Here is a 23,519-nt window from a genome sequence, read left to right as displayed (position 1 = left end):
TTGGTACTGCTGATTCTCAGCGAGCCATATTGGCGAAACGCGACAGGTGCAGTTGGTGGGCGACGGTCACGGTCTTGGTCGGGCCGTTACGGTGCTTGGCAATGATCAAATCTGCCTCGCCGCCGCGCGGGTCGTCTCGCTCGAACGCGTCGGGGCGGTGTAGCAGAATGACCATGTCCGAGTCCTGTTCAAGGGAGTTATGCACGTTGATCCCGTTTGCGACGAAATTATGTGTGTCACTCACGGTTCCGTCGTAGACATCCATCTCGCCAAGGCTGGCGATCTCCACGATTTGATCCCAGAACACATCATTTACGGCTAAGGCATGAATCTCGCGGTCTTCGAGCAATGCCGCCGCTCGGTGCAACCGTGCCCGGCTCGGCGCGTGCTTCCACATCGTAGATCCACAGAACTGCGTACCCATGGCGGCGGCGAACTGCCGGTGCGTCATCTGCCTGCTGATCAGCGACGCCTTTACCTGCGTCCACACCTCCCTGGGCACGGTGTCCAGGTTGGTGTTGCGGACGATTCCGTCGAGTTGGGCGAGGACCTCCTGTGCCGCAGTCGCTTTGGCGCCGTGCACACCAACGTAACGAAGAAACCTGGTCTGATTCTCCGCACCGTAGATGTATAGATGCCACGAGTCGCGGTATCCGGCCTTCAGCACGCGCTTGATGCGCGAGGACACGCCCACCCGAAGCAGAAGTGCCGCTACATCATCAACGAGACGTCGACTTGTCGACGCATAGTAAATCCGCCCCTGGCCGACTTTGTCGTCCCACCGCACCGAACCGTCCGTCGCCCACAGGTGGCGCAGGAACAACGCCACTTGGTCATTCGGCAACGCGAAAACCCGTTCCGGCACGAACTTTTCGTGACTGCGCAGGCCGAACAGCCCCAGATCGTCCAACCATTCGGCGATCGGATTACGTCGACCGTGCGTCAGGTGGTACGGCGCCGGTAGCCTCAGCGTCGTTACCCGAGCTGCGGGGTATTCATCGCGGACGGCGCTCACCCCGAAGTGCGCTGCCGCGATGGTCACCATTGCGAGATTGGCTTCATCGATGCTCGCGTACCGGATCGGCTGGTTCTTCACACACGAGCCGTCGCCAATCATGTGTGCCAGCAGAATAACTTCCGCTTCGTCCATCGATTGCGTTTCGACGGGCTCGGGAACCATGCGCGGCACCGCAAGGCGGTCGCCAACGTGGAGGTCTCCCAGCGGTGTCCAGCCGTCGAGCGTCATGAACGGATGATTGGCAGTAGCATCGACCTCGCGACCCGAGGCCAGCCGCAACCGGAACACCTCCTTGCGGCCACTCGGAAACACGTTCGTCATCGGGCGAGCCACCATCCGCAGTTGCTCGTCCAGTGACCACACCAGCGGGCGCTCGCCCGTGCGCATCAGCTCATCGAACGTCACCTCAGCACCCGTGTCGGCGCGCAGGATCCGCGTCCCAGCGGTGAGGCATCCCGACTCACGAAGGTCAGCCAGCATCGGTTTCTTGTCGGTGCGCTGCTCCGGCCCGCGGTTGAGCTGGCTGATCGCGATCACCGGAACTTCCAGCTCCTTGGCCAAAAGCTTTAAATGCCGGGAGAATTCGGAAACCTCCACCTGCCGCGACTCGAACTTCTTGCCCGAGGTCATCAGCTGCAGGTAGTCCACCACGATCAGTCGCAGATCGGCCTTTTGCCGCAACCGCCGGGCCTTGGCGCGGATCTCCATCATGGTCAGGTTCGGCGAGTCGTCGATATACAGTGGCGCTTCACTGATTTCGCTCATCCGGCGCGCCAGCCGGGTCCAGTCGTCGTCGCTCATCCGGCCCGACCGCATATCGGACAGCTTGATCTTCGCCTCGGCCGACAACAGCCGCATCACGATCTCGGACTTGCTCATCTCCAGCGAGAAGATGACGCTGGCCATCCGGTGCTTGATCGAGCACGACCGCATGAAATCCAGGCCGAGCGTGGAGTTGTGCGTCGGCACCATCCCGCGGCCGGCCAGATACAGCTGCGCGGCGTTGTCGACCTGCACGCAGCGCACCGGGACGCTGCGCACCCGTCGCACCGCGTCCAGCTGCAACACCGGCGCCATCAGCGTTGCGCCGCCTTCCGCGTACCGCCCGATTGAGCCGGCGCCGGCGATTGTGTCCAGGCCGCAACGCAATTGGGTGGTCGTGCGGATGCCGTAGCCCGTCGGCCACTGGTGATCGGCGTCGGCGACGATGACCGTGCCGTCGGAGAACTCGACCTCGTAGCAGGGCCGCTCCAGCATGACCTCGGTGGCCGCCACCACCCGCGTCGGCTGCCCGTCGGCGCCGAGCAACGCATCACCGACCGCGACGTCGCCCATCGTCGTCCAGCCCGTCGGGGTGGGCAGCGGGGTGCCCAGCGCCAGCGCCTTACCCACACCGGGCCGCGCCGCGATGATGATCATCTGCCCGGGGTGCAGACCGTTGGTCACCTCGTCGAGTTCGGCGAACCCCGTCGGCACCCCGCGGGCCACCCCACCGTTGGAGGCGATCGCGTCGATCTCGTCCATCGTGGGCTGCAGCAGATCCTCCAGCGGGACGAAATCCTCCGAGAGCCGACGATCGGTCACGTCGTAGATCTCGGCCTGCGCCCGGTCCACCACCTCGGCGACATCGGCGCCCTCCGCGCCGGCGTAGCCGTACTGCACCACCCGGGTGCCCGCCTCGACCAGCCGTCGCAACAACGCCTTCTCGGCGACGATGCTCGCGTAGTAGCCGGCGTTGGCGGCCGTGGGCACCGTCGAAATCAGATCATGCAGATACGGCGCCCCGCCGATCCGGCGCAACAGGCCGCGCCGATCCAGCTCGGCGGCCACCGTCACCGCGTCGGCCGGCTCCCCGCGCCCGTACAAATCCAGGATGGCGTCGTAGATGTTCTGATGCGCGGGGCGGTAGAAGTCACCGGGCCGCAGCCGCTCCAGCACGTCGGCGATGGCGTCTTTGGAAAGCAGCATCCCACCCAGCACCGACTGCTCGGCGGCGAGGTCCTGCGGCGGTTGACGGCCGTAGTCCTCGCTGGGGGTACCCATGCCCGGCTGACCGAGGTCGTCGACGACTGCCATGAGCTCCCCACCTCCTCCAGCACATCGCTCGAACGTTCATTCGAGTCTGGTGATTTGACGTTAAGTCAAGCCACCGACACCGCCTCGCGACGGGTTGACGCTAAAGGTTGCTGGCAAGGCTTCCAAACGGTGTTGTTCATGAAGCTGTGCATCGCGTGTGCATATCCATCGGCCCCTGTGTTGAGGCGGGTGTGGAAAACCTGTGGAGCACTGTCGAGGGGTACCGCATTACTGCAGATAAGCCCACCACAACGGGGTGCAGTTTGTGTGGATGGGAATCTCTTCGGCGTGTCGTGGCAGGTTGCCGTTTCGGGCGTGTTGCGTGGCGGCCAGCCGTGCCGGGCGTTAACAGACGGTTACGTTCACAGCGCGGGCGGCGCGCCGAAAAGTTCGCCAGCCAACACGACAACCCCGGCGGCATGACTGCCACCGGGGTGCGTGAGGAAGGGTCTAGCTTTCCGCGACGACGTCCAGCGCGATCTCGACGTTGACGTCGGGATGCAGGTGCACGGTGACCGGGTGGCTGCCGACGGATTTGATGTGGGCCTTGGGCAGCCGCAGGATGCGCTTATCGAGGTTGGGCCCGCCCGCCTTCTTGATGGCGGCGACGACGTCGGCAGCGGTCACCGAGCCGAACAGCTTGCCGGTGTCGCCCGCCGTCCTGACCGGCAGTGCCACCGGCCCCAGCGCCTCAAGCGCCGTCTTGAGCTCGTTGGCGTGGTCGAGGTCGCGCACCCGCTTGGTTTCCCGGGCGCGCCGGATGTCCTCGGCCTGCTTCTGCGCGCCGCGGGACGCGACGATCGCCAGCCCGCGCGGCAGCAGGTAGTTGCGGCCGTATCCGTCTTTGACTTCGACGGTGTCGCCGACGGAACCGAGTTTGTCGACCTCGGCAGTCAAAATCAGCTTCATCGTTGTGTGCTTTCCGTTCTGGGTCTAGCGCGCCGAGGAGGTGAAGGGCAGCAGCGCCACCTCGCGGGCATTCTTGACCGCCAGGGCGATGTCGCGCTGGTGCTGCACACAGTTGCCGGTGACTCGGCGCGCGCGGATCTTGCCGCGCTCACTGATGTAGGTGCGCAGCAGCGCGGTGTCCTTGTAGTCGATGACTTGGTCCTTCTTGGCGCAGAACACGCACTTGCGTGTCTTGACCGGCTTTTCGGGTGCCGGCCGGCGCTTGTTGCTCTTGGCCATGTCTGTCTCTTTCGTTCTGTCTTTCGGGTACTAGAAGGGTGGTTCGTCGTCGCCGCCGCCGAACGAGCCCGATGCCGGAGCGCTGCCCCAGGGGTCGTCGCCGGTGGTGGCGCCCGCGGCGGGCGCCGCCGGCTGCCGCGAACCCCCGCCACCGCCTCCGCCGAAGCCACCGCCTCCGCCGCCGCTGCGGCTGGCCTTGTTGACCTTGGCGGTGGCGTAGCGCAGCGACGGGCCGATTTCGTCGACCTCGACCTCGACCACCGTGCGCTTCTCGCCCTCGCGGGTTTCGAACGAGCGCTGCTTGAGCCGGCCCTGCACGATCACCCGCGATCCCCGGGTCAGGCTTTCGGCCACGTTCTCGGCGGCCTCACGCCAGATGTTGCACCGCAGGAACAGCGCCTCGCCGTCCTTCCATTCCCCGCTTTGGCGGTCGTAGATGCGCGGTGTGGAGGCCACGGTGAAGTTCGCCACGGCAGCACCGGACGGGGTGAACCGCAGCTCGGGGTCAGCGGTCAGGTTTCCGACAACGGTGATGGTGGTGTCACCAGCCATTAGCTCCTCCTGGGATTGGCATTGGGCTGAGCCTACGCAACGGCTCCGACGCGGCGCGGCCGTTCGCCCACAGGCTAGTGCTTGTCGGTGGCGACCCGCTGCGCCCGGGTTCGCCGCGCTGGCGATCGCCACTAGTGCTTGTCGGTGCGCATCACCTTGGTGCGCAACACGGACTCGTTCAGGCTGAGCTGACGGTCAAGCTCGGACACCGTCGCGGGCGCGGCCTTGACGTCGATCACCGCGTAGATGCCCTCGGCATGCTTGGCGATTTCGTAGGCCAGTCGGCGCCGCCCCCAGATGTCGACCTTCTCCACTGTTCCGCCGTCCTTGCGGATGACATTGAGAAAGGCCTCCAACGACGGAGCTACGGTGCGCTCGTCGAGGGTGGGGTCAAGGATGACCATGATTTCGTATGGACGCATGGGAACCTCATCACCTCCTATGGTCGTGTGCGGCCACGGTCTTCTCCGCGGCAGGAGGGTCGCCTGCGTCGGCAACCGGATCAGGTTACCGGACGACAGTTGAGCTTGCGAAATCGCGCTCCGGCGATGGAGCTGGGGACCGCAGCGCTGCCGGGCGTAGCCAATCCGGCAGCCACCCGGGCGGCGCGTCGGCGGCGCCGTCGAACACCCCACCGGTCGGGTCGTCCACCCGGCCGGCCCAGCGGACCAGGTCCTCGTCGGGGCGATAGATCTCGCGGACCACCAGCACGCACAACCCCACAACCGCCAGGTCGCGCAGCAGCACCGCCGCGGTGAACCACTGCTCGGGCAGCCCGCGGTTGGGCGTGCTGTAGAGGTAGTACATCCGCGGCACCCACACCAGCGCGTCGAGCGTCATCCACGCCAACAGGACCCGCCGATGCGGCAACGCCAACACCGCCAGCGGCACCAGCCACAGCGAGAACTGCGGGCTCCACACCTTGTTGGTCAACAGGAACGCCGCCACCACCAGGAACGCCAGCTGCGCCACCCGCGGCCGCTGCGGAGCGGTCAGCGCGATGTAACCGATTGCGGCGCAACAGGATACGAACAACACCGTGACCACGGTGTTCAGCACCGTCGGCGGCTGCCAAAAGCCCAGCGACGGGTCGAAACCCCGCCAACCGGTGAACGACTTGACGACGTTGTACAGCGAATCCATGTCATCCCCGCGGCGCGTGTTGAGCCGGAAGAACTCCGACCAGCCGCGCGGAAACAGCACCATCACCGGCAGATTGACCAGCAGCCACGTCATCGCCGTCGCCGCCGCGGTGCGGGCCAGCTCACGCAAGCGGCCGGTCCGGATGCCCAGCACCAGCAATGGGCCCAGCAACAACACCGGATACAGCTTGGCGGCCACACCCAAGCCGAACAGCACACCGGCCAGCACCGGCCGTCGGCGCGCCCAGGCCAGCAGCCCGCCCGTCGCCAAAGCCGTTGCCAGCGCGTCGAAATTGGTGAACGCCTGAAAGATCAGCAGCGGCGACGCGGCCACCAGCGTCGCATCCCACACCCGCCGGCCCGCCAAACTCGCGGCGGCCCACACCGTCGCCAGCCAGGCCAGCGCCAAACCGAATGCGGCGACGTCGAAGAACACCACCACCTCGGCGATCACCGGCAGGGCGATCAGCTTGCTCAACGCGGTGTAGGTCTTGGCCAGAGCCATCGACACGTACTGGTAGACCCCGGTCAGCACCGGATACTCCATGTAGCGCACCGCCGTCTGGCCGTCGTAACGGATCTGCGGTTTGCCGCTGGCATCGGTTTCGACCCAGCTGGACTTGTACGGAAACTTGCCCTGGCTCAACAACTCTGCACCGTAGAGCGGCACGGTGTCCGAGTAGCACAGCTCGTAGTAGGCGCGCTGATTCGCCCAATTGGCCACCCGTTGGTCACCAGGACCCGTCCCGGTGCTCACCAGGCAGGGCGCCTTCGTCGACCAGCCCAACGCCAGGAACACCAGCGCGATCGCGAACATCACCCGCAACGGCGTCCAGAACCGGGCCCGGCCGATCAGCGCGTGCCGGCCCACCGGACCGCCGATGACGCCCGACATCGCCGAGCCCAAAAAGTCTGTGCGGCTGGGACAATCGCGATCGTCAGCGGAGCGCCGGTCAGCAGCCAACTGCCGCGGCGAAACGGTGTCACCCGTCATGGCGGCGGTGGCGGCGCTGCGGGACCCTCGGGCGCGCCCGGCGGCGACGGTGGCGGTCCCGGCGCCACGGGCACCGTGGTCGGCGGCCCGACCGGGATCGTAATGCCCGGCGCCACTTCAATTGTGGGCTGGATGACCGTCACCTGCGGCGGCGGCGGAGGCGGTGGCGGCGCGGCCGGCACACCGGCGTATCCGCCGATCTCGGTGGGCTTCGGGAACGATTCGTTGTTGGTGCCCTTGAGGGCGCCGTCCATGGTCGCCTTCCAGATGTCGGACGGCAGGCCCGAGCCATACACCGGGCCACCCCACTTGTTCACCAGCGGCTGGTCGCCCTGCACGGTGCCGACCCACACCGCCGTCGACAGCGACGGCGTGTACCCGACCATCCAGGCGTCCTTGTTGGCGTCCGTATCGCCGAGTTGCGTGGTGCCGGTCTTGGCCGCCGACGGCCGCCCGCCGGCCAGGTTGTGGCCGCGCGAATAGCCGGCGATCGGCTGCATCGCCGAGGTGACGTTGTCGGCGACGGCCTTGTCGATGCGCTGCTCACCGGAGTTGTCCTGGGTGGCCGCGTCGAATAGCACCCGGCCCTCGGAGTTGACCACCTTCTCCACGAAATGCGGCGTGTGGTAGACGCCGGAGGCGGCCAGCGTGGCATACGCGGAAGCCATGTCGATCACGCGAGTCTGGTACTGGCCCAACACGATTCCGTTGTTGGGCGGCCCGCCTTGGCCGTCCTCTGACAGGGTGTGCGGCACGCCCGGGAAGCTGGTGGCAATGCCAGCTTTGTGCGCGGCCTCGGCCACATCCTCGGGGCCGTTTTTCAGCTTGAGCATCAGCCGGTAATAGGAGGTGTTCAGCGAACGCTTGAGCGCCTCGGCGATGTTGCAGGTTCCGCAGCTTTCGCCCTCGACATTGCTGATCTTGATGCCGTTGACGGTCAGCGGCGAGCTGTCCACCTGATAGCCCAGCCCGATGCCTTGCTCGAGCGCGGCGACCAACGCGAACACTTTGAACGACGACCCGGTCTGCAGCCCGGCCTGCGCGAAGTCGAAACCGTTGGCGTCCGAGCCGCCATAGTAGGCCTTCACGTCGCCGTTGTGCGGATCGATGGACACCACCGCCGCCCGCATGTCGGGATCCTGTCCATCCATATACGTCGACACGGCCTTCTCGGCGGCCCGCTGGGCCTGCATATCGATCGTGGTGGTGACCTGCAGGCCCTGGGTGTTGAGGGTCTGCTCGTCGATGTTGAACAGGTCCAGCAGTTCCTTGGTCACCTGACGCTCGATCAAACCGTTGGGCCCGGTGGTCTGATTCTGTGCGCGGGCCTCATCCGGCGGCACGGTCGGTGGAAATACCTGTGCGGCACGGTCCTTCGGTGCCAGGGCGTTGATCTCCACCATGCCGTCGAGCACCCAGTTCCACCGTTCGGTGGCACCTTTGAGGTCGACGGCGGGGTCCAGCGTCGACGGCCGCTGGATCAACGCGGCCAGCAGCGCGCCTTCCGCGACGGTGAGCTGCTCGACGGGTTTGTCGAAGTATGCCTTGGCCGCCGCGGAAATCCCGTAGGCGCCGCGGCCGAAGTAGATGATGTTCAAATACGCCTGCAACACATCGTCTTTGGACCACTGACCCGACATCTTGGTGGCGACGACGAGTTCTTTGGCCTTGCGGATCAGGCCGCCCACCCCGGCGCGCTGCGAGCCCACCAGTGCGTTCTTGACGTATTGCTGGGTGATCGTGGACCCGCCCTGCGTGTCGCCGCCGAAGATGTTGTTCTTCACCGCCCGCGCGAAGCCGGTCAGCGAGAAACCCGGATTCGAATAGAAGTTGCGGTCTTCGGCGGCCAGCACGGCCTGGCGCACGTGCACCGGCACCTGGTTGATGTTCACGTCGACCCGGTTGCCTTCGGGCGGAACGATTTTCGCCAGTTCGGTGCCGTCGCTGGCCAGGATGGTCGACACCTGGTTGGTGCGGATGTCGCCCGGCTTGGGCACGTCGACAATGAAGTAGGCCATCGCGAACGTGACGATCGGCAGCAGCAGCAGCACCACCGCCGCCACGTAGAGGCCGCGGCGCACCCACAACCAGTTGATCCGGCGCAGCCACGTCCAGTCCAGTTGCCGCAGCCAATCCCAGTTCGGTTGGCCATGGGTGCCCGGCGGCGGACCGGGCGGGCCTCCGCCCGGCGGTCGTCCGCCCATCCTCAGTTCACGGTCCGGACGCCTGGGCGGCGGCGTGCCGTCCAGTGCGGCCTTGACCTGCTCGACCGGATCGCGGCGGGAACGCCGCGGCGGTGGGGGTGGCGGTGGAGTTCCGTCCAGTGCAGCCTTGACCTGTTCGACCGGATCGCGTAGCCGTCGCTCGTCGACGACCGGCGGCAAGACCGTGGTCAACCGGTCGTCGGGCGGGACCGGACGCCGGTGCCGCGGCGGACCGGATGCGCGGCGGGGCCCGGCACCGTTGTCGCCGCCTGACGGGTGTGTCGACTCGCCGTCGGCCCGTGACCCGCTCGGGACGTCACTGGCCGAACGGTCTTCTGGCCCTTCGTTATTCACTGGCCGTGCGGGCGCCGTTGCGCGCCGTCCGCGTGCTTCGTGTGCCTCGTGGCGGGCGGGCCGGGCGGGCCGCGCCGAGCACATACGACTTCACCAGGTGATTCCAGCTGCAGGTGCGGCATACCTCCACCACGTGTACCGAGAACTCCTCGTAACGGGATGCCAATACGACCAGTTCCTCGGCGGTGCGCGCCGATCCCGATACGGCGCCCAGGTGGTCGCCGAACACCCAGGACACCAGCGTGAGCTGTTCTTTGCGGCAGATCGGGCACATCACCGGGCTGGGCTTGCCGTGGAATTTCGCGGCGCGCAGCAGGTAGGGGTTGGCGTCACAGACTTCGGACACCCCGGTCCGGCCCGAGTAGACCTCGGCCAGCAGTGAGCGGCGCCGAAGCGCGTAATCCACTACCTGTCGCTGCAGTCGCACGTTGACCAGAGTACGTGCGGATCGCCGTTGCCGAGAGCTTGCCCGGTGGGTTAGGACGCGCTGACGTCTCCGAGCCCGCTGAGGAATGCCGACCGGACCGGTTCCGTGGGCGTCGCCGCGTTGTCCTCCAGCAATCCGCGCTGCGCCAGGAGCGGCCGCACGCCCTCGCCGAACGTGTACGCCTCCTCGAGATGCGGATAACCGGACAAGATGAAGTGCTGTAGGCCCAGCGCCGCGTATTCGGCGATGCGGTCGGCGACCTCCTGGTGCGAACCGACCAATGCGGTGCCCGCGCCACCGCGAACCAACCCCACCCCGGACCACAGGTTGGGATAGATCTCCAGACTGCGGGCGTCGGCGCCTGCGGTGAAATCGCCGCCGCCACCGTGTAATTGGCGCATTCGCTGCTGGCCCTCGGACTCCGAGCGGGCCAGCGAGCGCTGCGCGGCCGCCACGGTGTGCGGGTCCAACCCCGACAGCAGCCGATTTGCCTCCGCCCAAGCCTGTTCGCTCGTGTCGCGGGAGATGACGTGCAGCCGGATTCCGTAGCCGAGGACGCGCCCTTGCGCCGACGCCAAGCCACGGATCCGGTCCAACTTGTCGCTGACCTGCTCGGGCGGCTCACCCCAGGTCAGGTAGGTGTCGGCGAATCTGGCCGCGACCCGGCCCGCCTCCGCCGACGAGCCGCCGAAGAAGACGGCCGGCAACGGCTCGGGACGTCGCGCCAGCGACGCCTGCTCGACCCGCAGATGCTCCCCGGTGAAAGTCACGGGGTCCTCCGAGGTCCACAGCCGGCGAACGATGTCGAGAAACTCCGCACACCGCTCGTATCGGGCCTCCTTTGTCAGGAAGTCGCCGAACGCCCGCTGCTCGATGCTCTCGCCGCCGGTGACCACGTTGAGCAGCAACCGCCCCTGCGATTGCCACTGAAAGGTGGCGGCCATCTGCGCGGCCAGCGTCGGGCTGATGAGCCCGGGCCGCAGCGCAACCAGGAATTTCAGCGATTGGGTGGCGTCGAGCAGCATCGCCGTGGACAGCCAGGCGTCTTCGCACCATTGACCGGTCGGCGTGAGGACGGCCTCGAAGCCGTTGATCTCGGCGGCCTGCGCGAGCTGGATCAGGTACCGCAAATCGGCCGGCCGGTCGCCGCGCATGGTGCTGCCATGCCCGCCGGCGATCAGGTTGCGGGAGTCTCCGTAGGTAGTAAGAAACCAATGCAGATGTATTGACACGCTATTCAGTTATGCCCGACGGCCGGCGCCGCGAAAAGGCTTCGGCCCAGCCTGATTAGAACTGCGGTTCCGCGATCACCGCCAGCATGGGCTTCTACGATCATCGCCGTGGCGACGACGGCGACCCGGGCCAAGGACAGCGACCGGCAGGACACCTGCCGCATTCTCGACGGGGCCCTCGACGAGGGCCAGCTGTCGATGGAGGAGCACCGCGAACGGGTCAGCGCGGCCACCAGCGCCGTCACTCTCGGCGATTTGCACGCGCTGGTCGCCGATCTGCAGACCGCCAGCGCGCCGGTGCTGCTGCCGTCGCTGAAATCGGCCCAGCCGAAGTTCGGCGGCGCCGGCATCGCGGCGGCCGCCCTCGTGGTGGCGGTGCTGCTCGGTGTCGGCATCGGCTGGGGGCTCTACGGCAACACCAGCTCGCCGCTGAGTTTCACCTCCGATCCCGGGGCCAAGCCGGACGGCGTCGCGCCGGTGGTGCTGACCCCGCCGCGCCAACTGCAGTCGCTGGGCGGCCTGACTGGCCTGCTGGAGCAGGCTCGCAAGAAATTCGGCGACACCAAGGGCTATCGGCTGGTCATCTACCCCGACTACGCGGTAATGGATCGCGCCGACCCCAAGGAAGATCGCCGGGTTCTGAGCTACACCTATCGCGGCGGGTGGGGCGATCCGAACAGCTCGTCCAAGAGCAGCGACGCCGTCCTGGTCGACTTGGGGCAGTTCGACCCGAAGGCGACGGTCGGCATTCTGCGTGGGGCGCCCGAAACGCTGGGCATCAAGGCCTCCGACGTCAAGACCACGTATCTGATCGTGGAGCCGTCGCGCGACCCGACCGCGCCCGAGACGGTGTCGCTGTCGGTGTATGTCTCCAGCGACTACGGCAGCGGCTACATCCAGTTCGCCGGCGACGGAACCGTCAACCGGGTGAACTATCCCTCCTGAGCGCCTGAACGGCGGGCGAATACCGGGTGTGGTGCTAAATATATCGGGGCGATACTATGTCGCGAGGCGTCGATATGTCCTAACGGTGCGAGCAAAGGAGGTGACTCGTTGCTGGAGCTTGCCATCCTCGGACTCCTGCTCGAGTCGCCCATGCATGGTTACGAACTGCGCAAACGTTTGACCGGCCTGCTCGGAGCGTTCAGGGCGTTTTCGTACGGCTCGCTGTACCCGGCGTTGCGCCGGATGCAGGCCGACGGGCTGATCGCCGAGGACGCCGCCCCGGCCGGGACCCCGGTGCGCCGGGCCCGGCGGGTGTACCAGTTGACCGAGGCCGGCCGCCAGCGCTTTTCCGAGCTGGTCGCCGACACCGGCCCGCAGAACTACACCGATGACGGCTTCGGAGTGCACCTGGCGTTCTTCAACCGCACTCCGGCCGAGGCGCGGATGCGCATCCTGGAGGGCCGCCGTCGCCAGGTCGAGGAACGCCGCGAGGGCCTGCGTGAAGCAGTGGCGCGGGCCAGCAACTCGCTCGATCGCTATACCCGCCAGCTGCATCAATTAGGGCTGGAATCGAGCGAACGGGAAGTCAAGTGGCTGAACGAGCTGATCACAGCCGAACGCGTGGCGCAACGCCGCGCCGAGCAGTCCTAATCCAATCCAAGCAACGCACGACACAGGTAGAGGTAAGGAGAACGCCCTAATGACTGAGCAAACCGCGGCAGAGGCGTCGACGGAAATCCGGGTCGCCATTGTCGGCGTCGGCAACTGCGCGTCCTCGCTGGTTCAGGGCGTCGAGTACTACCAGAACGCCGACGAGACGGCGTCGGTGCCCGGCTTGATGCATGTGCGGTTCGGGCCGTACCACGTCCGCGACGTCAAGTTCGTCGCCGCGTTCGACGTGGACGCCAAGAAGGTCGGCTTCGACCTGTCCGAGGCGATCTTCGCGTCCGAGAACAACACCATCAAGATCGCCGACGTGCCGCCCACCAACGTGGTGGTGCAGCGCGGCCCGACGCTGGACGGCATCGGCAAGTACTACGCCGACACCATCGAGGTCTCCGACGTCGAGGCCGTCGACGTGGTCAAAGTGCTGCGGGACGCCGAGGTCGACGTGCTGGTGTCCTACCTGCCGGTGGGTTCGGAAGAGGCCGACAAGTTCTACGCGCAGTGCTGCATCGACGCCGGTGTGGCATTCGTCAACGCGCTGCCGGTGTTCATCGCCTCGGAGCCGGTGTGGGCCCGCAAGTTCACCGACGCCGGGGTGCCGATCGTCGGCGACGACATCAAGAGCCAGGTCGGCGCGACGATCACCCACCGGGTGATGGCCAAGCTGTTCGAGGACCGCGGCGTGCAACTGGACCGCACCATGCAGCTGAACGTCGGCGGCAACATGGACTTCCTCAACATGCTCGAGCGTGAGCGGCTGGAGTCGAAGAAGATCTCCAAAACCCAGGCCGTCACCTCCAACGTGCAGCGCGAGTTCAAGACCAAAGACGTGCACATCGGCCCGTCCGACCACGTCGGCTGGCTCGACGACCGCAAGTGGGCCTACGTGCGGCTCGAGGGTCGGGCCTTCGGCGACGTGCCGCTGAACCTGGAGTACAAGCTCGAGGTGTGGGACTCGCCGAACTCGGCGGGCGTGATCATCGACGCGATCCGGGCCGCCAAGATCGCCAAGGACCGCGGCATCGGCGGCCCCGTGGTGGCGGCGTCGGCGTATCTGATGAAGAGCCCGCCGAAGCAGTTGCCCGACGACATCGCCCGCGCCCAACTCGAGCAGTTCATCGTCGGCTAGGGCATCGATTCTGCGGGGTAACCTCGTCGAGGTGATTTCCGACGACGAGTTGCTCGGTCTCGACGAATTCGCTCTGCTGCCCGAGAACGCCGAACAAGCCGGCGTGGACAGGGTGCCCACCGTCGCACGAGTCGACCGCGGCCCCATCAGCGCGCTCACGTGGGGCGACGGCCCACCCCGCGTCGTGTTCTTGCACGGCGGCGGGCAGAACGCGCACACCTGGGACACCGTGATCGTCGGACTCGGTGAACCGGCTCTTGCCGTAGACCTGCCCGGCCACGGCCATTCGGCGTGGCGCGACGACAGTGACTACTCGCCGCGGCGCAACGCCGCTGCGCTAGCGCCGGTTTTGGGCGAGCTTGCCCCAAACGCCGACCTGGTCGTGGGCATGTCGTTGGGCGGGCTGACCGCGATAGCGCTGGCCGCCGCGGCGCCGGTGCGCGAGCTGGTGCTGGTCGACGTCACCCCGTCGGCGCTGAAGCGGCACGCCGAGCTGACCGCCGAACAGCAGGGCACGGTCGCCCTGGTGCACGGCGAGCGGGAATTCCCCAGCTTTGCGGCGATGCTGGAGGTGACCACCGCCGCGGCGCCGCACCGTGATCCGAAGTCGTTGCGCCGCGGCGTCTTTCACAACTCCCGCCGCCTGGACAACGGGCGCTGGACCTGGCGCTACGACATGATGCAGACCATGCCCGACTTCGCCGGGCTGTGGGACGACGTCGCCGCCACGGACGCGCCCATCACCCTGGTGCGCGGCGGCAACTCGGGTTTCGTCACCGACGAAGACGCCGACGAGTTAGCCCGGCGCGCAAAGCATTTCCGCGGCGCGCACACCGTGGACGGGTCCGGGCATTCGGTGCAGAGCGACCAGCCTCGGGCGCTGATCGGCATTCTGCGCACCGTGCTCGACGGCTAACGTGGCACCATGACCTCTTCCCCCGTTCGCATCGGCGTGCAGCTGCAGCCGCAGCACGCCCCGCAATACAGCCAGATCCGCGACGCGGTCCGCCGCTGCGAGGACATCGGCGTCGACATCGCGTTCAACTGGGACCACTTCTTCCCGCTCTACGGCGATCGCGACGGCCCCCACTTCGAATGCTGGACCATGCTGGGCGCCTGGGCCGAGCAGACGTCACGCATCGAAATCGGCGCGCTGGTGAGCTGTAACTCCTACCGCAACCCGGAGCTGCTCGCCGACATGGCCCGCACCGTCGACCACATTTCGGACGGCCGGCTGATCCTGGGCATCGGGTCGGGCTGGAAACGCAGGGATTACGACGAGTACGGCTACGAGTTCGGCACGGCTGGCAGCCGTCTTGACGACCTGGCGGCGGCGCTGCCCCGGATCGAATCGCGGCTGGGCAAGCTCAATCCGCCGCCCACCCGCCCGATTCCGCTGCTGATCGGCGGCGAGGGCGAAAAGAAGACGCTGCGGCTGGTCGCCGAGCATGCCGACATGTGGCACAGCTTCGCCACCGCCGACACCTATCCCGCGAAGGCGGACGTGCTGGCCCGGCACTGCGCGGCGGTCGGCCGCGACCCGGACAGCATCGAGCGATCCGCCGCGGTCGGCGGTGAAACGGGCCGCGGTCGGAGCGCCGACGCATTGATCGCCGAGGCCGAAGCCTTGACGGGCCTGGGCGTCACCCTGTTGACCGTCGGCTCGACCGGCCCGGACTACGACCTGAGCGCCGCCGAAACGCTGTGCCGCTGGCGCGATAATCGTTGAACCCCAACGTAAACCGGCGCGGCGTGGAAAACTCGAAAGGGATATGCCGAAGAGATACGGCGCTAAAGAGAAGGACCAGGTTGTCGCTTACATCCTCAACCTGGTGCTGACCGGCAAGCTGCGCACCGGTGACCGGGTCGACCGCAACGAGATCGCCGAAGCGCTCGGCATGAGCCGTGTCCCCATCCAGGAGGCGCTCGTCCAGCTGGAACACGACGGGGTGCTGTCCACCCGGTATCACCGCGGCGCGTTCGTCGAGAGATTCGACGAGGACACCATCGCCGAGCATCACGAGTTGCACGGCGTGCTCAACGGCATCGCGTCGGCGCGTGCCGCCGCCAACCCCACGCCGCGAATCCTGGATCAGCTCGACGCCCTGATGCGCACGCTGCGCACCACGAAGGAGCCGCGCGCTTTCCAGCAGGCGGCGCGGGAATATCGGCGTGCCGTCACCGACGAGTACGCCGGGCCACGACTGCACGCGGCGATCCGCGCGTCAACAGGCCTGATTCCGCGCGCGTTCCTGTTGAGCTACCCCAATGTCATCGCCGAGATGCTGCCGTTCTACGAGGACGAGACGGCCGCCATCCGCCGTCGCGATCCCGCCGCCGCCCGCGCCGCTTGCGCCGGCTGCGCCGCGCTGATGGCCAAGATCACGGTGGCGGAACTCGTTCGCCGCCGCGTGCTGGCCCCGCCCGACAAACCCGCCGTCGCGCTCTGAACCGGCCGAACCGACGGCGCGCAACGGGCCGGTACGTTGCGAATATGAACGTCATCGCCGGAAAGCTCGTCGCGGTGATCGCGGTGACCCTGATGGTGTGGGGCCTCGCGGCGGCGCCACCCGCCTCGGCCGACACCAACCAGTGCGCGCCGGCCGGGCTGGAGAACGCGACGGCATTGCCGCCCAAGCTGGCCACCGCCAAACGCCCGCGCGAAGACAAGTACACCACCGCCGGGGTCGAGCCGCTCAGCTCGGTCGACGCCGCAGCGCTGGGTCTCATCACGCCGGGCACGCTGACCGTCGGCACCGTCTCGGAGGCGCCGCCGAACGCCTGCATCAACCCCGCCGGGCACTACACCGGTTTCGACAACGAGCTGCTGCGCGCGATGGCCGCCAAACTGGGCCTGCGGGTCCGCTTCGTCGGCACCGACTTCGCCGGCTTGCTCGCCCAGGTGTCGTCGCGCCGTTTCGACGTCGGCTCGGCGTCGATCATGGCCACCGACGCGCGGCGGCGCACGGTCGGCTTCACCAACGGCTACGACTTCGGCTATGCCTCGCTGGTGGTGCAGCCGGGCTCGCCGATCACCGGGTTCGACGACCTGGCACCGGGGCAGCGCATCGGCGTCGTTCAGGGCACCGTGCAGGACGCCTACGTTGTCGAGACCCTGCACCTGCAACCGGTCAAATTCCCCGACATCATCACCGCCTACACCAGCCTGAAGACCCACCAGATCGACGCCTGGGTGGCGGGCGGGCTGGAGGCGGTGAACGCGGTGCGGCCCGGCGACCCGGCCGCGATCGTCGCCAACACGTTCAGCGAAGGCGACTTCGTGGCCTACGCGGTCGCAAAAGACAACAGGCCGCTGATCGATGCGCTGAACTCCGCGCTGGACGCCGTCATCGCCGACGCCACCTGGTCGGGTCTGTACTCCGACTGGGTGCCGCGGCCGCTGCCGCCGGACTGGAAACCGGGGTCCAAGGATGCGCTGACGCCGCACCTGCCCGATTTCGCGAAGATCGCCGAGAAGCATCACCGGCCCCAAACCGGGCCGCCCGCACCGACGTCGACGCTGGCCCAGCTGCGGGATTCGTTCCTCGACTGGGACCTCTACAAGCAGGTGATCCCGGTGCTGCTGACGACGGGGCTGCCGAACACGTTGATCTTGACGGTCAGCGCCAGCGTCATCGGGTTGGTGGTCGGGATTGCACTGGCGGTGGCCGGGATCTCCCACACCCGGTGGTTGCGCTGGCCGGCCCGGGTGTATACCGACATCTTCCGCGGGCTGCCCGAAGTGGTGATCATCCTGCTGATCGGCCTCGGGATGGGCCCGATCGTCGGCGGGTTGACCCACAACAATCCGTATCCGCTGGGTATCGCCGCCCTGGGGTTGACGGCGGCGGCGTACATCGGTGAGATCTTCCGCGCGGGCATTCAAAGCGTCGACACCGGCCAGCTCGAAGCGTCCCGGGCGCTGGGGCTGAGCTACCCGTCGTCGATGCGGTTGGTGGTGGTGCCGCAGGGCATTCGCCGGGTTTTGCCCGCGCTGGTCAACCAGTTCATCGCGCTGTTGAAAGGCTCCGCATTGGTCTACTTCCTCGGGCTGATCGCCGGCCAGCGCGAGCTGTTCCAGGTCGGCCGCGACTTCAACGCGCAGACCGGCAGCCTGTCGCCGCTGGTGGCCGCGGGTGTCTTCTACCTGATACTGACGATCCCGCTGACCCATCTGGTGAACTACGTCGACAAGCGGCTTCGCCAGGGCCCCGCCGCGGTTGAGCCGCCGGACCCGCTCGACGCGCTCGCCTCGGCAACCGGGCAGGAGATGCTATGACCGCGGCCGTCGAGCGTGCAGCGCCGGTATCGTTGGCGGCCAAGGACATTCACCTCTCGTTCGGGCAGAACGTGGTACTGCGCGGCGTCGACCTCGACGTGCCGGCCGGCAGCACGGTCGCGATCATCGGCCCGTCGGGATCCGGCAAGTCGACGTTGCTGCGCACCCTGAACCGGCTGTACGAACCCGACCGCGGCGACGTCTTGCTCGATGGCCGCTCCGTGCTGGGCGATGACCCCAACCGGCTGCGCCAGCGCATCGGGATGGTGTTCCAGCACTTCAACTTGTTCCCGCACCGCAGCGTGCTGGACAACGTGATGCTCGCACCGCGGAAGCTCAAGCGGCTGCCGGCCGACGCGGCGCGCCAGCTGGCGCTGGCGCAGCTGGACCGGGTCGGCATGAAACACAAGGCGCTCGTCCGTCCCGGCGCGTTGTCGGGCGGTCAACAGCAACGTGTCGCGATCGCTCGCGCGCTGGCCATGGGCCCGCAGGTGATGCTCTTCGACGAGGCGACGTCGGCGCTGGACCCGGAGCTGGTGAAGGGCATCCTGGCGCTGATCGCCGAGCTGGGCGACGAGGGCATGACGATGGTTGTCGTCACCCACGAAATGGGTTTTGCCAGGTCGACAGCCGACGCCGTCGTGTTCATGGACCACGGCGCGGTGGTGGAAACCGGACCGCCCGAGCAGATCTTCGAGGCCGCCGAAACCGAGCGGCTGCAGCGGTTCTTATCACAAGTACTTTGACAGCAAAAGCGATTTTGGCGACTGGTTCGGAGCAATCCGGTTAGACTGGCGAATTATGGCGGAACGCGAAGCCACCGTGCCGGAAGTGACACAGCTGGCTGAGGGTCTACACCGCACGCTGTCCAAGCTTTTCTCCATTCTGCGCCGCGGCGACCCGAGTGCGGGCGCCGCAACCGCCGGCGAGCTGACCCTGGCCCAGCTGTCGATCCTGGTGACGCTGCTCGACCGGGGTCCGATCCGGATGACGGACCTGGCCGCACACGAGCGGGTGCGCACCCCCACCACCACCGTGGCCATTCGCCGGCTGGAGAAGATCGGTTTGGTGAAGCGGTCGCGCGACCCGTCTGATCTGCGGGCCGTGCTCGTCGACATCACGCCGCGGGGCCTCGCGGTTCACCGAGAGTCGCTGGCCAACCGGATCGCCGCGCTGGCCGGGATGCTCAGCAAGCTCAGCGAATCCGAACTGGAAACCCTGACCAAGGCGCTGGCGCCGCTGGAAAGGTTGGCCACCCTTGAGCCGGCCACCGCTGTTTGCCCCGGCGAGGCCGAGCAGGCGTGAAAGCCTTAGCGTCACAACTGTATTGACCGTATGCCCACTGCATTGATCACCGGCGCGAGCCGGGGTATCGGTTCTGCGATCGCCGACGCCCTGGCCCCGACGCACACGCTGCTGCTGGCCGGTCGACCCTCGGCTGCGCTCGACGCTGCGGCACAGCGTCTCGGCGCGACCGTGCTTCCGCTGGATCTGGCTGACACCGACGCGATCCCGGCCGCCACCGAGTCGATCGACGAGTTGGATGTATTGGTACACAATGCCGGCGTGTCCCTGCCCGGGCGCGTCGCCGAGTCCACCGTCGAGCAGTGGCGCACCACCATCGACGTGAATGTCGTTGGCGCGGTGGCTGTTACGTTGGCGCTGCTGCCCGCGCTGCGGCGAGCCGGCGGCCAGGTGGTGTTCATCAACTCGGGCTCGGGGCGCAGGGTTTCGCCGGGGATGGCGTCCTATTCGGCGAGCAAGTTTGCGTTGCGCGCGTTCGCCGATTCGCTGCGCGCCGACGAGCCGTCGCTGAGGGTCACCACGGTGTATCCCGGCCGGGTCGATACCGATATGCAGCGCGAGCTGGTCGCCTACGAGGGCGGCGAGTACGACCCCGCCCGTTTTCTGCGGCCGGCGACCGTCGCTGCGGCGGTCGCCAACGTGGTTGCCACCCCGCCGGACGGACACGTGCACGACGTGGTGATCCGCCCCCGTTGACCAGACGCAAAATCGCGCGATTTCGACTGGCGGAGTGCGATTCTGCGTCTGCTCGCGCTGGTTAGGTTAGAGTTAGACGACCAGGTTCACCAGGCGGCCGGGCACCACAATGACTTTCCTGACCTGTGCGCCGTTCAGGAACGCCTGCACCTTCTCGTCGGCCAGTGCGGCGGCCTCGAGGGTGTCGTTGTCGGCGTCGGCGGCCACCACCACTTTTCCGCGCACCTTGCCGTTGACCTGCACCGGGTATTCCACCGTGTCCTCGACCAGATAGGCGGGGTCGGCTACGGGGAATGGGCCGTGCGCCAACGACGTGGTGTGACCCAGCCGCTGCCATAGCTCCTCGGCCACATGCGGGGCCAGCGGCGCCAGCATCAACACCAGCGGCTCGACCGCGGCGCGCGGCACCGCGTCGCGATGCTCCTTGGTCAGATGATTGGTGTACTCGATCAGCTTGGCCACTGCCGTGTTATTCCGCAGCGCCGCATAGTCTTCCGACACCCCGGCGATGGTGCGGTGCAGTTGCCGCAGCGTGTCAGGATCGAGATCGGCGTCGACCACCCGGTTGCGGCCGGTCTGCTCGTCGACCACCAGCCGCCACACCCGCTGCAAAAACCGGTGCGCGCCGACGACATCCTTGGTGGCCCACGGACGCGACGCCTCCAGCGGTCCCATCGACATCTCGTACACGCGCAGCGTGTCGGCGCCGTAGTCGTCGCAGATCTCGTCGGGCGAAACCGAATTCTTCAGGCTCTTACCGATTTTGCCGAATTCCTGGAAGACCTCGATCTCGCCGTCCGGCCCCGGGTAGAAGAACCTGCCGTGGCGTTCGATCACCTCGGCGGCCGGCACATAGGATCCGCGCGCATCGGTGTAGGCGAACGCCTGAATGTAGCCCTGGTTCACCAGCCGGCGGTACGGCTCGCGTGAAGTAATGTGGCCCAGGTCGTAGAGCACCTTGTGCCAGAACCTCGCATAGAGCAGGTGCAGCACCGCGTGCTCGACGCCGCCGACGTACAGGTCCACACCGCCCGGGTCGTCCGGGCCGTGCTCGGTCGGCCGCGGACCCATCCAGTAGGCCTCGTTCTCCTTGGCGCAGAACCGGTCCGGGTTGTGCGGGTCGGTGTAGCGCAGCTCGTACCAGGAGCTGCCCGCCCATTGCGGCATCACGTTGGTGTCGCGGGTGTAGGACTTCAGTCCGTCGCCGAGATCCAGGTCGACGTGCACCCAGTCGGTGGCCTTGGCCAGCGGCGGCTCGGGCTCACTGTCGGCGTCGTCGGGGTCGAACAGCACCGGAGAGTAATCAGGGACGTCGGGCAACTCGACCGGCAACGCCGCTTCGTCCAGCGCGTGCGGGCGTCCGTCGCTGTCGTAGACGATCGGGAACGGTTCACCCCAATAGCGTTGCCGCGCGAAAAGCCAGTCCCGCAGCTTGTATTCGACCCGCGCCCAGCCACGGCCCTCGGCTTCCAAACGCGCGGTGATGGCCTTTTTGGCCGCGGCCACATCCATCCCGTCGAGGAAGCCGGAGTTCACCAGGACGCCGTCACCGGTGTAGGCGTCCTTCGAAATGTCGCCGCCGGCAATCACTTCGACGATCGGCAGGCCGAACTCGTGCGCGAACTCCCAGTCGCGGTGGTCATGGCCCGGCACGGCCATGATCGCCCCGGTGCCGTAGCCGACAAGCACGTAGTCGGCGACGAAGATCGGCACCTTCTGACCGTTGGCCGGGTTGGTGGCGTAAGTGCCGAGGAACACCCCGGTTTTCGCCTTGTTCTCCTGGCGCTCCAGCTCGGACTTCGCGGCGATCGACTGCCGGTACGCCTTCACGGCTTCGGCGGGTGTGGCGGCGCCGAACGTCCAGTGCGGGTCGACGCCGTCCGGCCACTCGGCGGCAACCAGCCGGTCGACCAGCTCGTGTTCGGGTGCCAGAACCAGATAGGTTGCGCCGAACAGGGTGTCGGGGCGGGTGGTGAACACCTCGATATCGCCGGCGTCGCTGCCGAACAGCGCGGCGGCGCCGGTCGAGCGGCCGATCCAGTTGCGCTGCATGGTCTTGACCTTGTCCGGCCACTCCAGCAGGTCCAGGTCGTCCAGCAGCCGGTCGGCGTAGGCGGTGATCCGCATCATCCACTGCCGCAACCGTTTGCGGAACACCGGGAAGTTGCCCCGGTCGCTGCGGCCGTCGGCGGTGACCTCTTCGTTGGCCAGCACGGTGCCCAATCCCGGGCACCAGTTCACCATCGAATCCGCCCGGTAGACCAGCCGGTGGCCGTCGATCACGTCGGCGCGCTCACCGGCCGACAGCGCCGCCCAGTCCCGGCCGTCGTCCAAAGTCCGTGCGCCGGAATCAAATTCGGCGATCAGCTCGGCGATCGGCCGCGCCTTGTTGGCGGTGGTGTCGAACCAGGCGTTGTAGATCTGCAGGAAGATCCACTGCGTCCACTTGTAGAACTCGGCGTCGGTGGTGGAAAAGCTTCGCCGGCTGTCGTGGCCGAAGCCCAGCCGTCCCAACTGGCGCCGGAAGTTGACGATGTTGGCCTCGGTGCGGGTCCGCGGATGGGTGCCGGTCTGCACCGCATACTGTTCGGCGGGCAGCCCGAACGCATCAAAACCCAACGCGTGCAACACGTTACGTCCGGTCATCCGGAAGTAGCGCGCGTAGACATCTGTGGCGATGTAGCCCAGCGGGTGACCGACGTGCAGGCCTTCGCCGGACGGATACGGGAACATGTCCTGGACGAACATCTTGTCCTCGGGCACCGGGGATCCGTCTGCGGGCGCCAGCGAGCCGACCGGGTTGGCCACGTTGAATGTCCCCCACCGGGCCCAGTTGTCCTGCCAGGTCTGTTCGATGCGACCGGCCAGTTCCGCGGTGTAGCGGTACCGCGGCGCGTCGGAGTCCGCGTCATCGGCGCCCGGGACGGCGCCGGCTGCTGCGGTCGGGGATTCGGTCACGTCACACAGGGTATAAGGACGGCGCTCAGGGCCTTCCGGCCACAGGTTGGTCTCGGTTTCGTCGCATACCGATCAGGGCTTCATCCCAGCTCCATCTCAAGCCTGCCGTTGCCGGTTTCCGCTGGTTACAGTCGGCCTCTAACGCCGAGCGGAGGGAAGGAGCGACTCTGATGACGCAGATTGCCCGCGGCCTGCGGGTGCTGGTAGCCGGTGTCGCCGTCGGCGTCGCGGGTGTCGTGTGCGGCGGCGGCACGGCCTCGGCGGACCCGCTGTTTCCGCCCGGACCCACCCCGGTGCCGGCCCGGTCGGCGATGACCGCGAACGCGTCGGGCACATTGGGGTCGGGAACCTGCG

Annotated in this window: 20 protein-coding genes and 1 pseudogene; 11 read left to right on the top strand and 10 right to left on the bottom strand. The window is 67.1% G+C overall.

The window, feature by feature from the left end; translation table 11 throughout:
- Nucleotides 1-16: 16 nt before the first annotated feature.
- The 9 genes from AWB95_RS14725 to AWB95_RS14685 all read right to left on the bottom strand — a co-directional run bounded on the left by AWB95_RS14725 (nucleotide 17) and on the right by AWB95_RS14685 (nucleotide 11,187).
- Nucleotides 17-3,094: a replicative DNA helicase gene (locus AWB95_RS14725; protein WP_062541106.1), complete on the bottom strand. Its 3,078-nt coding sequence runs from the start codon at nucleotides 3,092-3,094 to the stop codon at nucleotides 17-19.
- A gap of 450 nt (nucleotides 3,095-3,544) precedes the next feature.
- Nucleotides 3,545-4,003, bottom strand: coding sequence for a 50S ribosomal protein L9 (rplI, locus tag AWB95_RS14720; protein WP_062541107.1), 459 nt, complete (start codon nucleotides 4,001-4,003; stop codon nucleotides 3,545-3,547).
- A gap of 24 nt (nucleotides 4,004-4,027) precedes the next feature.
- Entirely contained in the window at nucleotides 4,028-4,282 is a 255-nt protein-coding gene (gene rpsR, locus AWB95_RS14715; RefSeq protein WP_045375648.1) for a 30S ribosomal protein S18, read from the bottom strand.
- A 30-nt stretch (nucleotides 4,283-4,312) separates the two neighbouring features.
- Entirely contained in the window at nucleotides 4,313-4,834 is a 522-nt protein-coding gene (locus AWB95_RS14710; protein WP_085168354.1) for a single-stranded DNA-binding protein, read from the bottom strand.
- Between the two features lie 131 nt (nucleotides 4,835-4,965).
- Nucleotides 4,966-5,256, bottom strand: coding sequence for a 30S ribosomal protein S6 (gene rpsF / locus AWB95_RS14705; RefSeq protein ID WP_062541848.1), 291 nt, complete (start codon nucleotides 5,254-5,256; stop codon nucleotides 4,966-4,968).
- Nucleotides 5,257-5,341: 85 nt separating this feature from the next.
- Entirely contained in the window at nucleotides 5,342-6,970 is a 1,629-nt protein-coding gene (locus AWB95_RS14700; RefSeq protein WP_062541849.1) for a glycosyltransferase family 87 protein, read from the bottom strand.
- Nucleotides 6,967-9,528, bottom strand: coding sequence for a transglycosylase domain-containing protein (locus AWB95_RS14695; protein ID WP_085168353.1), 2,562 nt, complete (start codon nucleotides 9,526-9,528; stop codon nucleotides 6,967-6,969). The genes AWB95_RS14700 and AWB95_RS14695 overlap by 4 nt, the downstream gene beginning before the upstream one ends.
- Entirely contained in the window at nucleotides 9,521-9,955 is a 435-nt protein-coding gene (locus AWB95_RS14690; protein ID WP_062540148.1) for a DUF5318 family protein, read from the bottom strand. Before AWB95_RS14690 ends, AWB95_RS14695 begins: the two co-directional genes overlap by 8 nt.
- 50 nt (nucleotides 9,956-10,005) lie before the next feature.
- A complete protein-coding gene (locus AWB95_RS14685) occupies nucleotides 10,006-11,187 on the bottom strand; it encodes an LLM class flavin-dependent oxidoreductase (protein WP_062540149.1) in 1,182 nt (393 codons plus the stop codon).
- A 99-nt stretch (nucleotides 11,188-11,286) separates the two neighbouring features.
- Between AWB95_RS14685 and AWB95_RS14680 the strand changes: the two genes are divergently transcribed.
- The 10 genes from AWB95_RS14680 to AWB95_RS14635 all read left to right on the top strand — a co-directional run bounded on the left by AWB95_RS14680 (nucleotide 11,287) and on the right by AWB95_RS14635 (nucleotide 20,207).
- Nucleotides 11,287-12,132, top strand: a complete 846-nt coding sequence (locus tag AWB95_RS14680; protein ID WP_062540150.1) for a DUF1707 SHOCT-like domain-containing protein — start codon at nucleotides 11,287-11,289, stop codon at nucleotides 12,130-12,132.
- A 108-nt stretch (nucleotides 12,133-12,240) separates the two neighbouring features.
- On the top strand, nucleotides 12,241-12,783 hold the full coding sequence (locus AWB95_RS14675; protein WP_062540151.1) for a PadR family transcriptional regulator: 543 nt from the start codon (nucleotides 12,241-12,243) through the stop codon (nucleotides 12,781-12,783).
- Nucleotides 12,784-12,832: 49 nt separating this feature from the next.
- Nucleotides 12,833-13,927, top strand: a complete 1,095-nt coding sequence (locus AWB95_RS14670) for an inositol-3-phosphate synthase (protein ID WP_062540152.1) — start codon at nucleotides 12,833-12,835, stop codon at nucleotides 13,925-13,927.
- Nucleotides 13,928-13,958: 31 nt separating this feature from the next.
- A complete protein-coding gene (locus tag AWB95_RS14665; RefSeq protein ID WP_084707130.1) occupies nucleotides 13,959-14,843 on the top strand; it encodes an alpha/beta fold hydrolase in 885 nt (294 codons plus the stop codon).
- A gap of 9 nt (nucleotides 14,844-14,852) precedes the next feature.
- Nucleotides 14,853-15,656, top strand: a complete 804-nt coding sequence (locus tag AWB95_RS14660) for an LLM class F420-dependent oxidoreductase (protein WP_062540153.1) — start codon at nucleotides 14,853-14,855, stop codon at nucleotides 15,654-15,656.
- A 43-nt stretch (nucleotides 15,657-15,699) separates the two neighbouring features.
- Nucleotides 15,700-16,377, top strand: a complete 678-nt coding sequence (locus tag AWB95_RS14655; protein WP_062540154.1) for a GntR family transcriptional regulator — start codon at nucleotides 15,700-15,702, stop codon at nucleotides 16,375-16,377.
- Between the two features lie 44 nt (nucleotides 16,378-16,421).
- Nucleotides 16,422-18,206 carry an ABC transporter substrate-binding protein/permease gene (locus tag AWB95_RS14650; RefSeq protein WP_062540155.1) on the top strand — a complete coding sequence of 595 codons (1,785 nt, stop codon included), beginning with the start codon at nucleotides 16,422-16,424 and terminating at the stop codon, nucleotides 18,204-18,206.
- Nucleotides 18,203-18,952, top strand: coding sequence for an amino acid ABC transporter ATP-binding protein (locus AWB95_RS14645; protein WP_062540156.1), 750 nt, complete (start codon nucleotides 18,203-18,205; stop codon nucleotides 18,950-18,952). Before AWB95_RS14650 ends, AWB95_RS14645 begins: the two co-directional genes overlap by 4 nt.
- A gap of 55 nt (nucleotides 18,953-19,007) precedes the next feature.
- Nucleotides 19,008-19,511, top strand: a complete 504-nt coding sequence (locus AWB95_RS14640; protein WP_062540157.1) for a MarR family winged helix-turn-helix transcriptional regulator — start codon at nucleotides 19,008-19,010, stop codon at nucleotides 19,509-19,511.
- Nucleotides 19,512-19,541: 30 nt separating this feature from the next.
- Entirely contained in the window at nucleotides 19,542-20,207 is a 666-nt protein-coding gene (locus tag AWB95_RS14635) for an SDR family oxidoreductase (protein WP_062540158.1), read from the top strand.
- Between the two features lie 72 nt (nucleotides 20,208-20,279).
- Here AWB95_RS14635 and leuS read toward each other — a convergent pair whose 3' ends face one another.
- On the bottom strand, nucleotides 20,280-23,165 hold the full coding sequence (gene leuS, locus AWB95_RS14630) for a leucine--tRNA ligase (protein ID WP_062540159.1): 2,886 nt from the start codon (nucleotides 23,163-23,165) through the stop codon (nucleotides 20,280-20,282).
- Between the two features lie 170 nt (nucleotides 23,166-23,335).
- Here leuS and AWB95_RS14625 point away from each other — a divergent pair.
- Nucleotides 23,336-23,519 (top strand): annotated as a pseudogene (locus tag AWB95_RS14625) (LpqN/LpqT family lipoprotein); the annotation flags it as partial.

The sequence above is a fragment of the Mycobacterium celatum genome (assembly GCF_002101595.1).
GTDB classification, from domain to species: domain Bacteria; phylum Actinomycetota; class Actinomycetes; order Mycobacteriales; family Mycobacteriaceae; genus Mycobacterium; species Mycobacterium celatum.
This window is presented reverse-complemented; position numbering and strand designations above follow the sequence as displayed.

What these genes read in the sequence shown, in the direction of transcription:
- AWB95_RS14640 (WP_062540157.1), top strand. Translation starts at nt 19,008, where the DNA reads ATGGCGGAACGCGAAGCCACCGTGCCGGAAGTGACACAGCTGGCTGAG.
- rpsF (WP_062541848.1), bottom strand. Translation starts at nt 5,256, where the DNA reads ATGCGTCCATACGAAATCATGGTCATCCTTGACCCCACCCTCGACGAG.
- AWB95_RS14725 (WP_062541106.1), bottom strand. Translation starts at nt 3,094, where the DNA reads ATGGCAGTCGTCGACGACCTCGGTCAGCCGGGCATGGGTACCCCCAGC.
- AWB95_RS14700 (WP_062541849.1), bottom strand. Translation starts at nt 6,970, where the DNA reads ATGACGGGTGACACCGTTTCGCCGCGGCAGTTGGCTGCTGACCGGCGC.
- rplI (WP_062541107.1), bottom strand. Translation starts at nt 4,003, where the DNA reads ATGAAGCTGATTTTGACTGCCGAGGTCGACAAACTCGGTTCCGTCGGC.
- AWB95_RS14660 (WP_062540153.1), top strand. Translation starts at nt 14,853, where the DNA reads ATGACCTCTTCCCCCGTTCGCATCGGCGTGCAGCTGCAGCCGCAGCAC.
- AWB95_RS14635 (WP_062540158.1), top strand. Translation starts at nt 19,542, where the DNA reads ATGCCCACTGCATTGATCACCGGCGCGAGCCGGGGTATCGGTTCTGCG.
- AWB95_RS14670 (WP_062540152.1), top strand. Translation starts at nt 12,833, where the DNA reads ATGACTGAGCAAACCGCGGCAGAGGCGTCGACGGAAATCCGGGTCGCC.
- AWB95_RS14710 (WP_085168354.1), bottom strand. Translation starts at nt 4,834, where the DNA reads ATGGCTGGTGACACCACCATCACCGTTGTCGGAAACCTGACCGCTGAC.
- AWB95_RS14650 (WP_062540155.1), top strand. Translation starts at nt 16,422, where the DNA reads ATGAACGTCATCGCCGGAAAGCTCGTCGCGGTGATCGCGGTGACCCTG.
- AWB95_RS14645 (WP_062540156.1), top strand. Translation starts at nt 18,203, where the DNA reads ATGACCGCGGCCGTCGAGCGTGCAGCGCCGGTATCGTTGGCGGCCAAG.
- rpsR (WP_045375648.1), bottom strand. Translation starts at nt 4,282, where the DNA reads ATGGCCAAGAGCAACAAGCGCCGGCCGGCACCCGAAAAGCCGGTCAAG.
- AWB95_RS14655 (WP_062540154.1), top strand. Translation starts at nt 15,700, where the DNA reads ATGCCGAAGAGATACGGCGCTAAAGAGAAGGACCAGGTTGTCGCTTAC.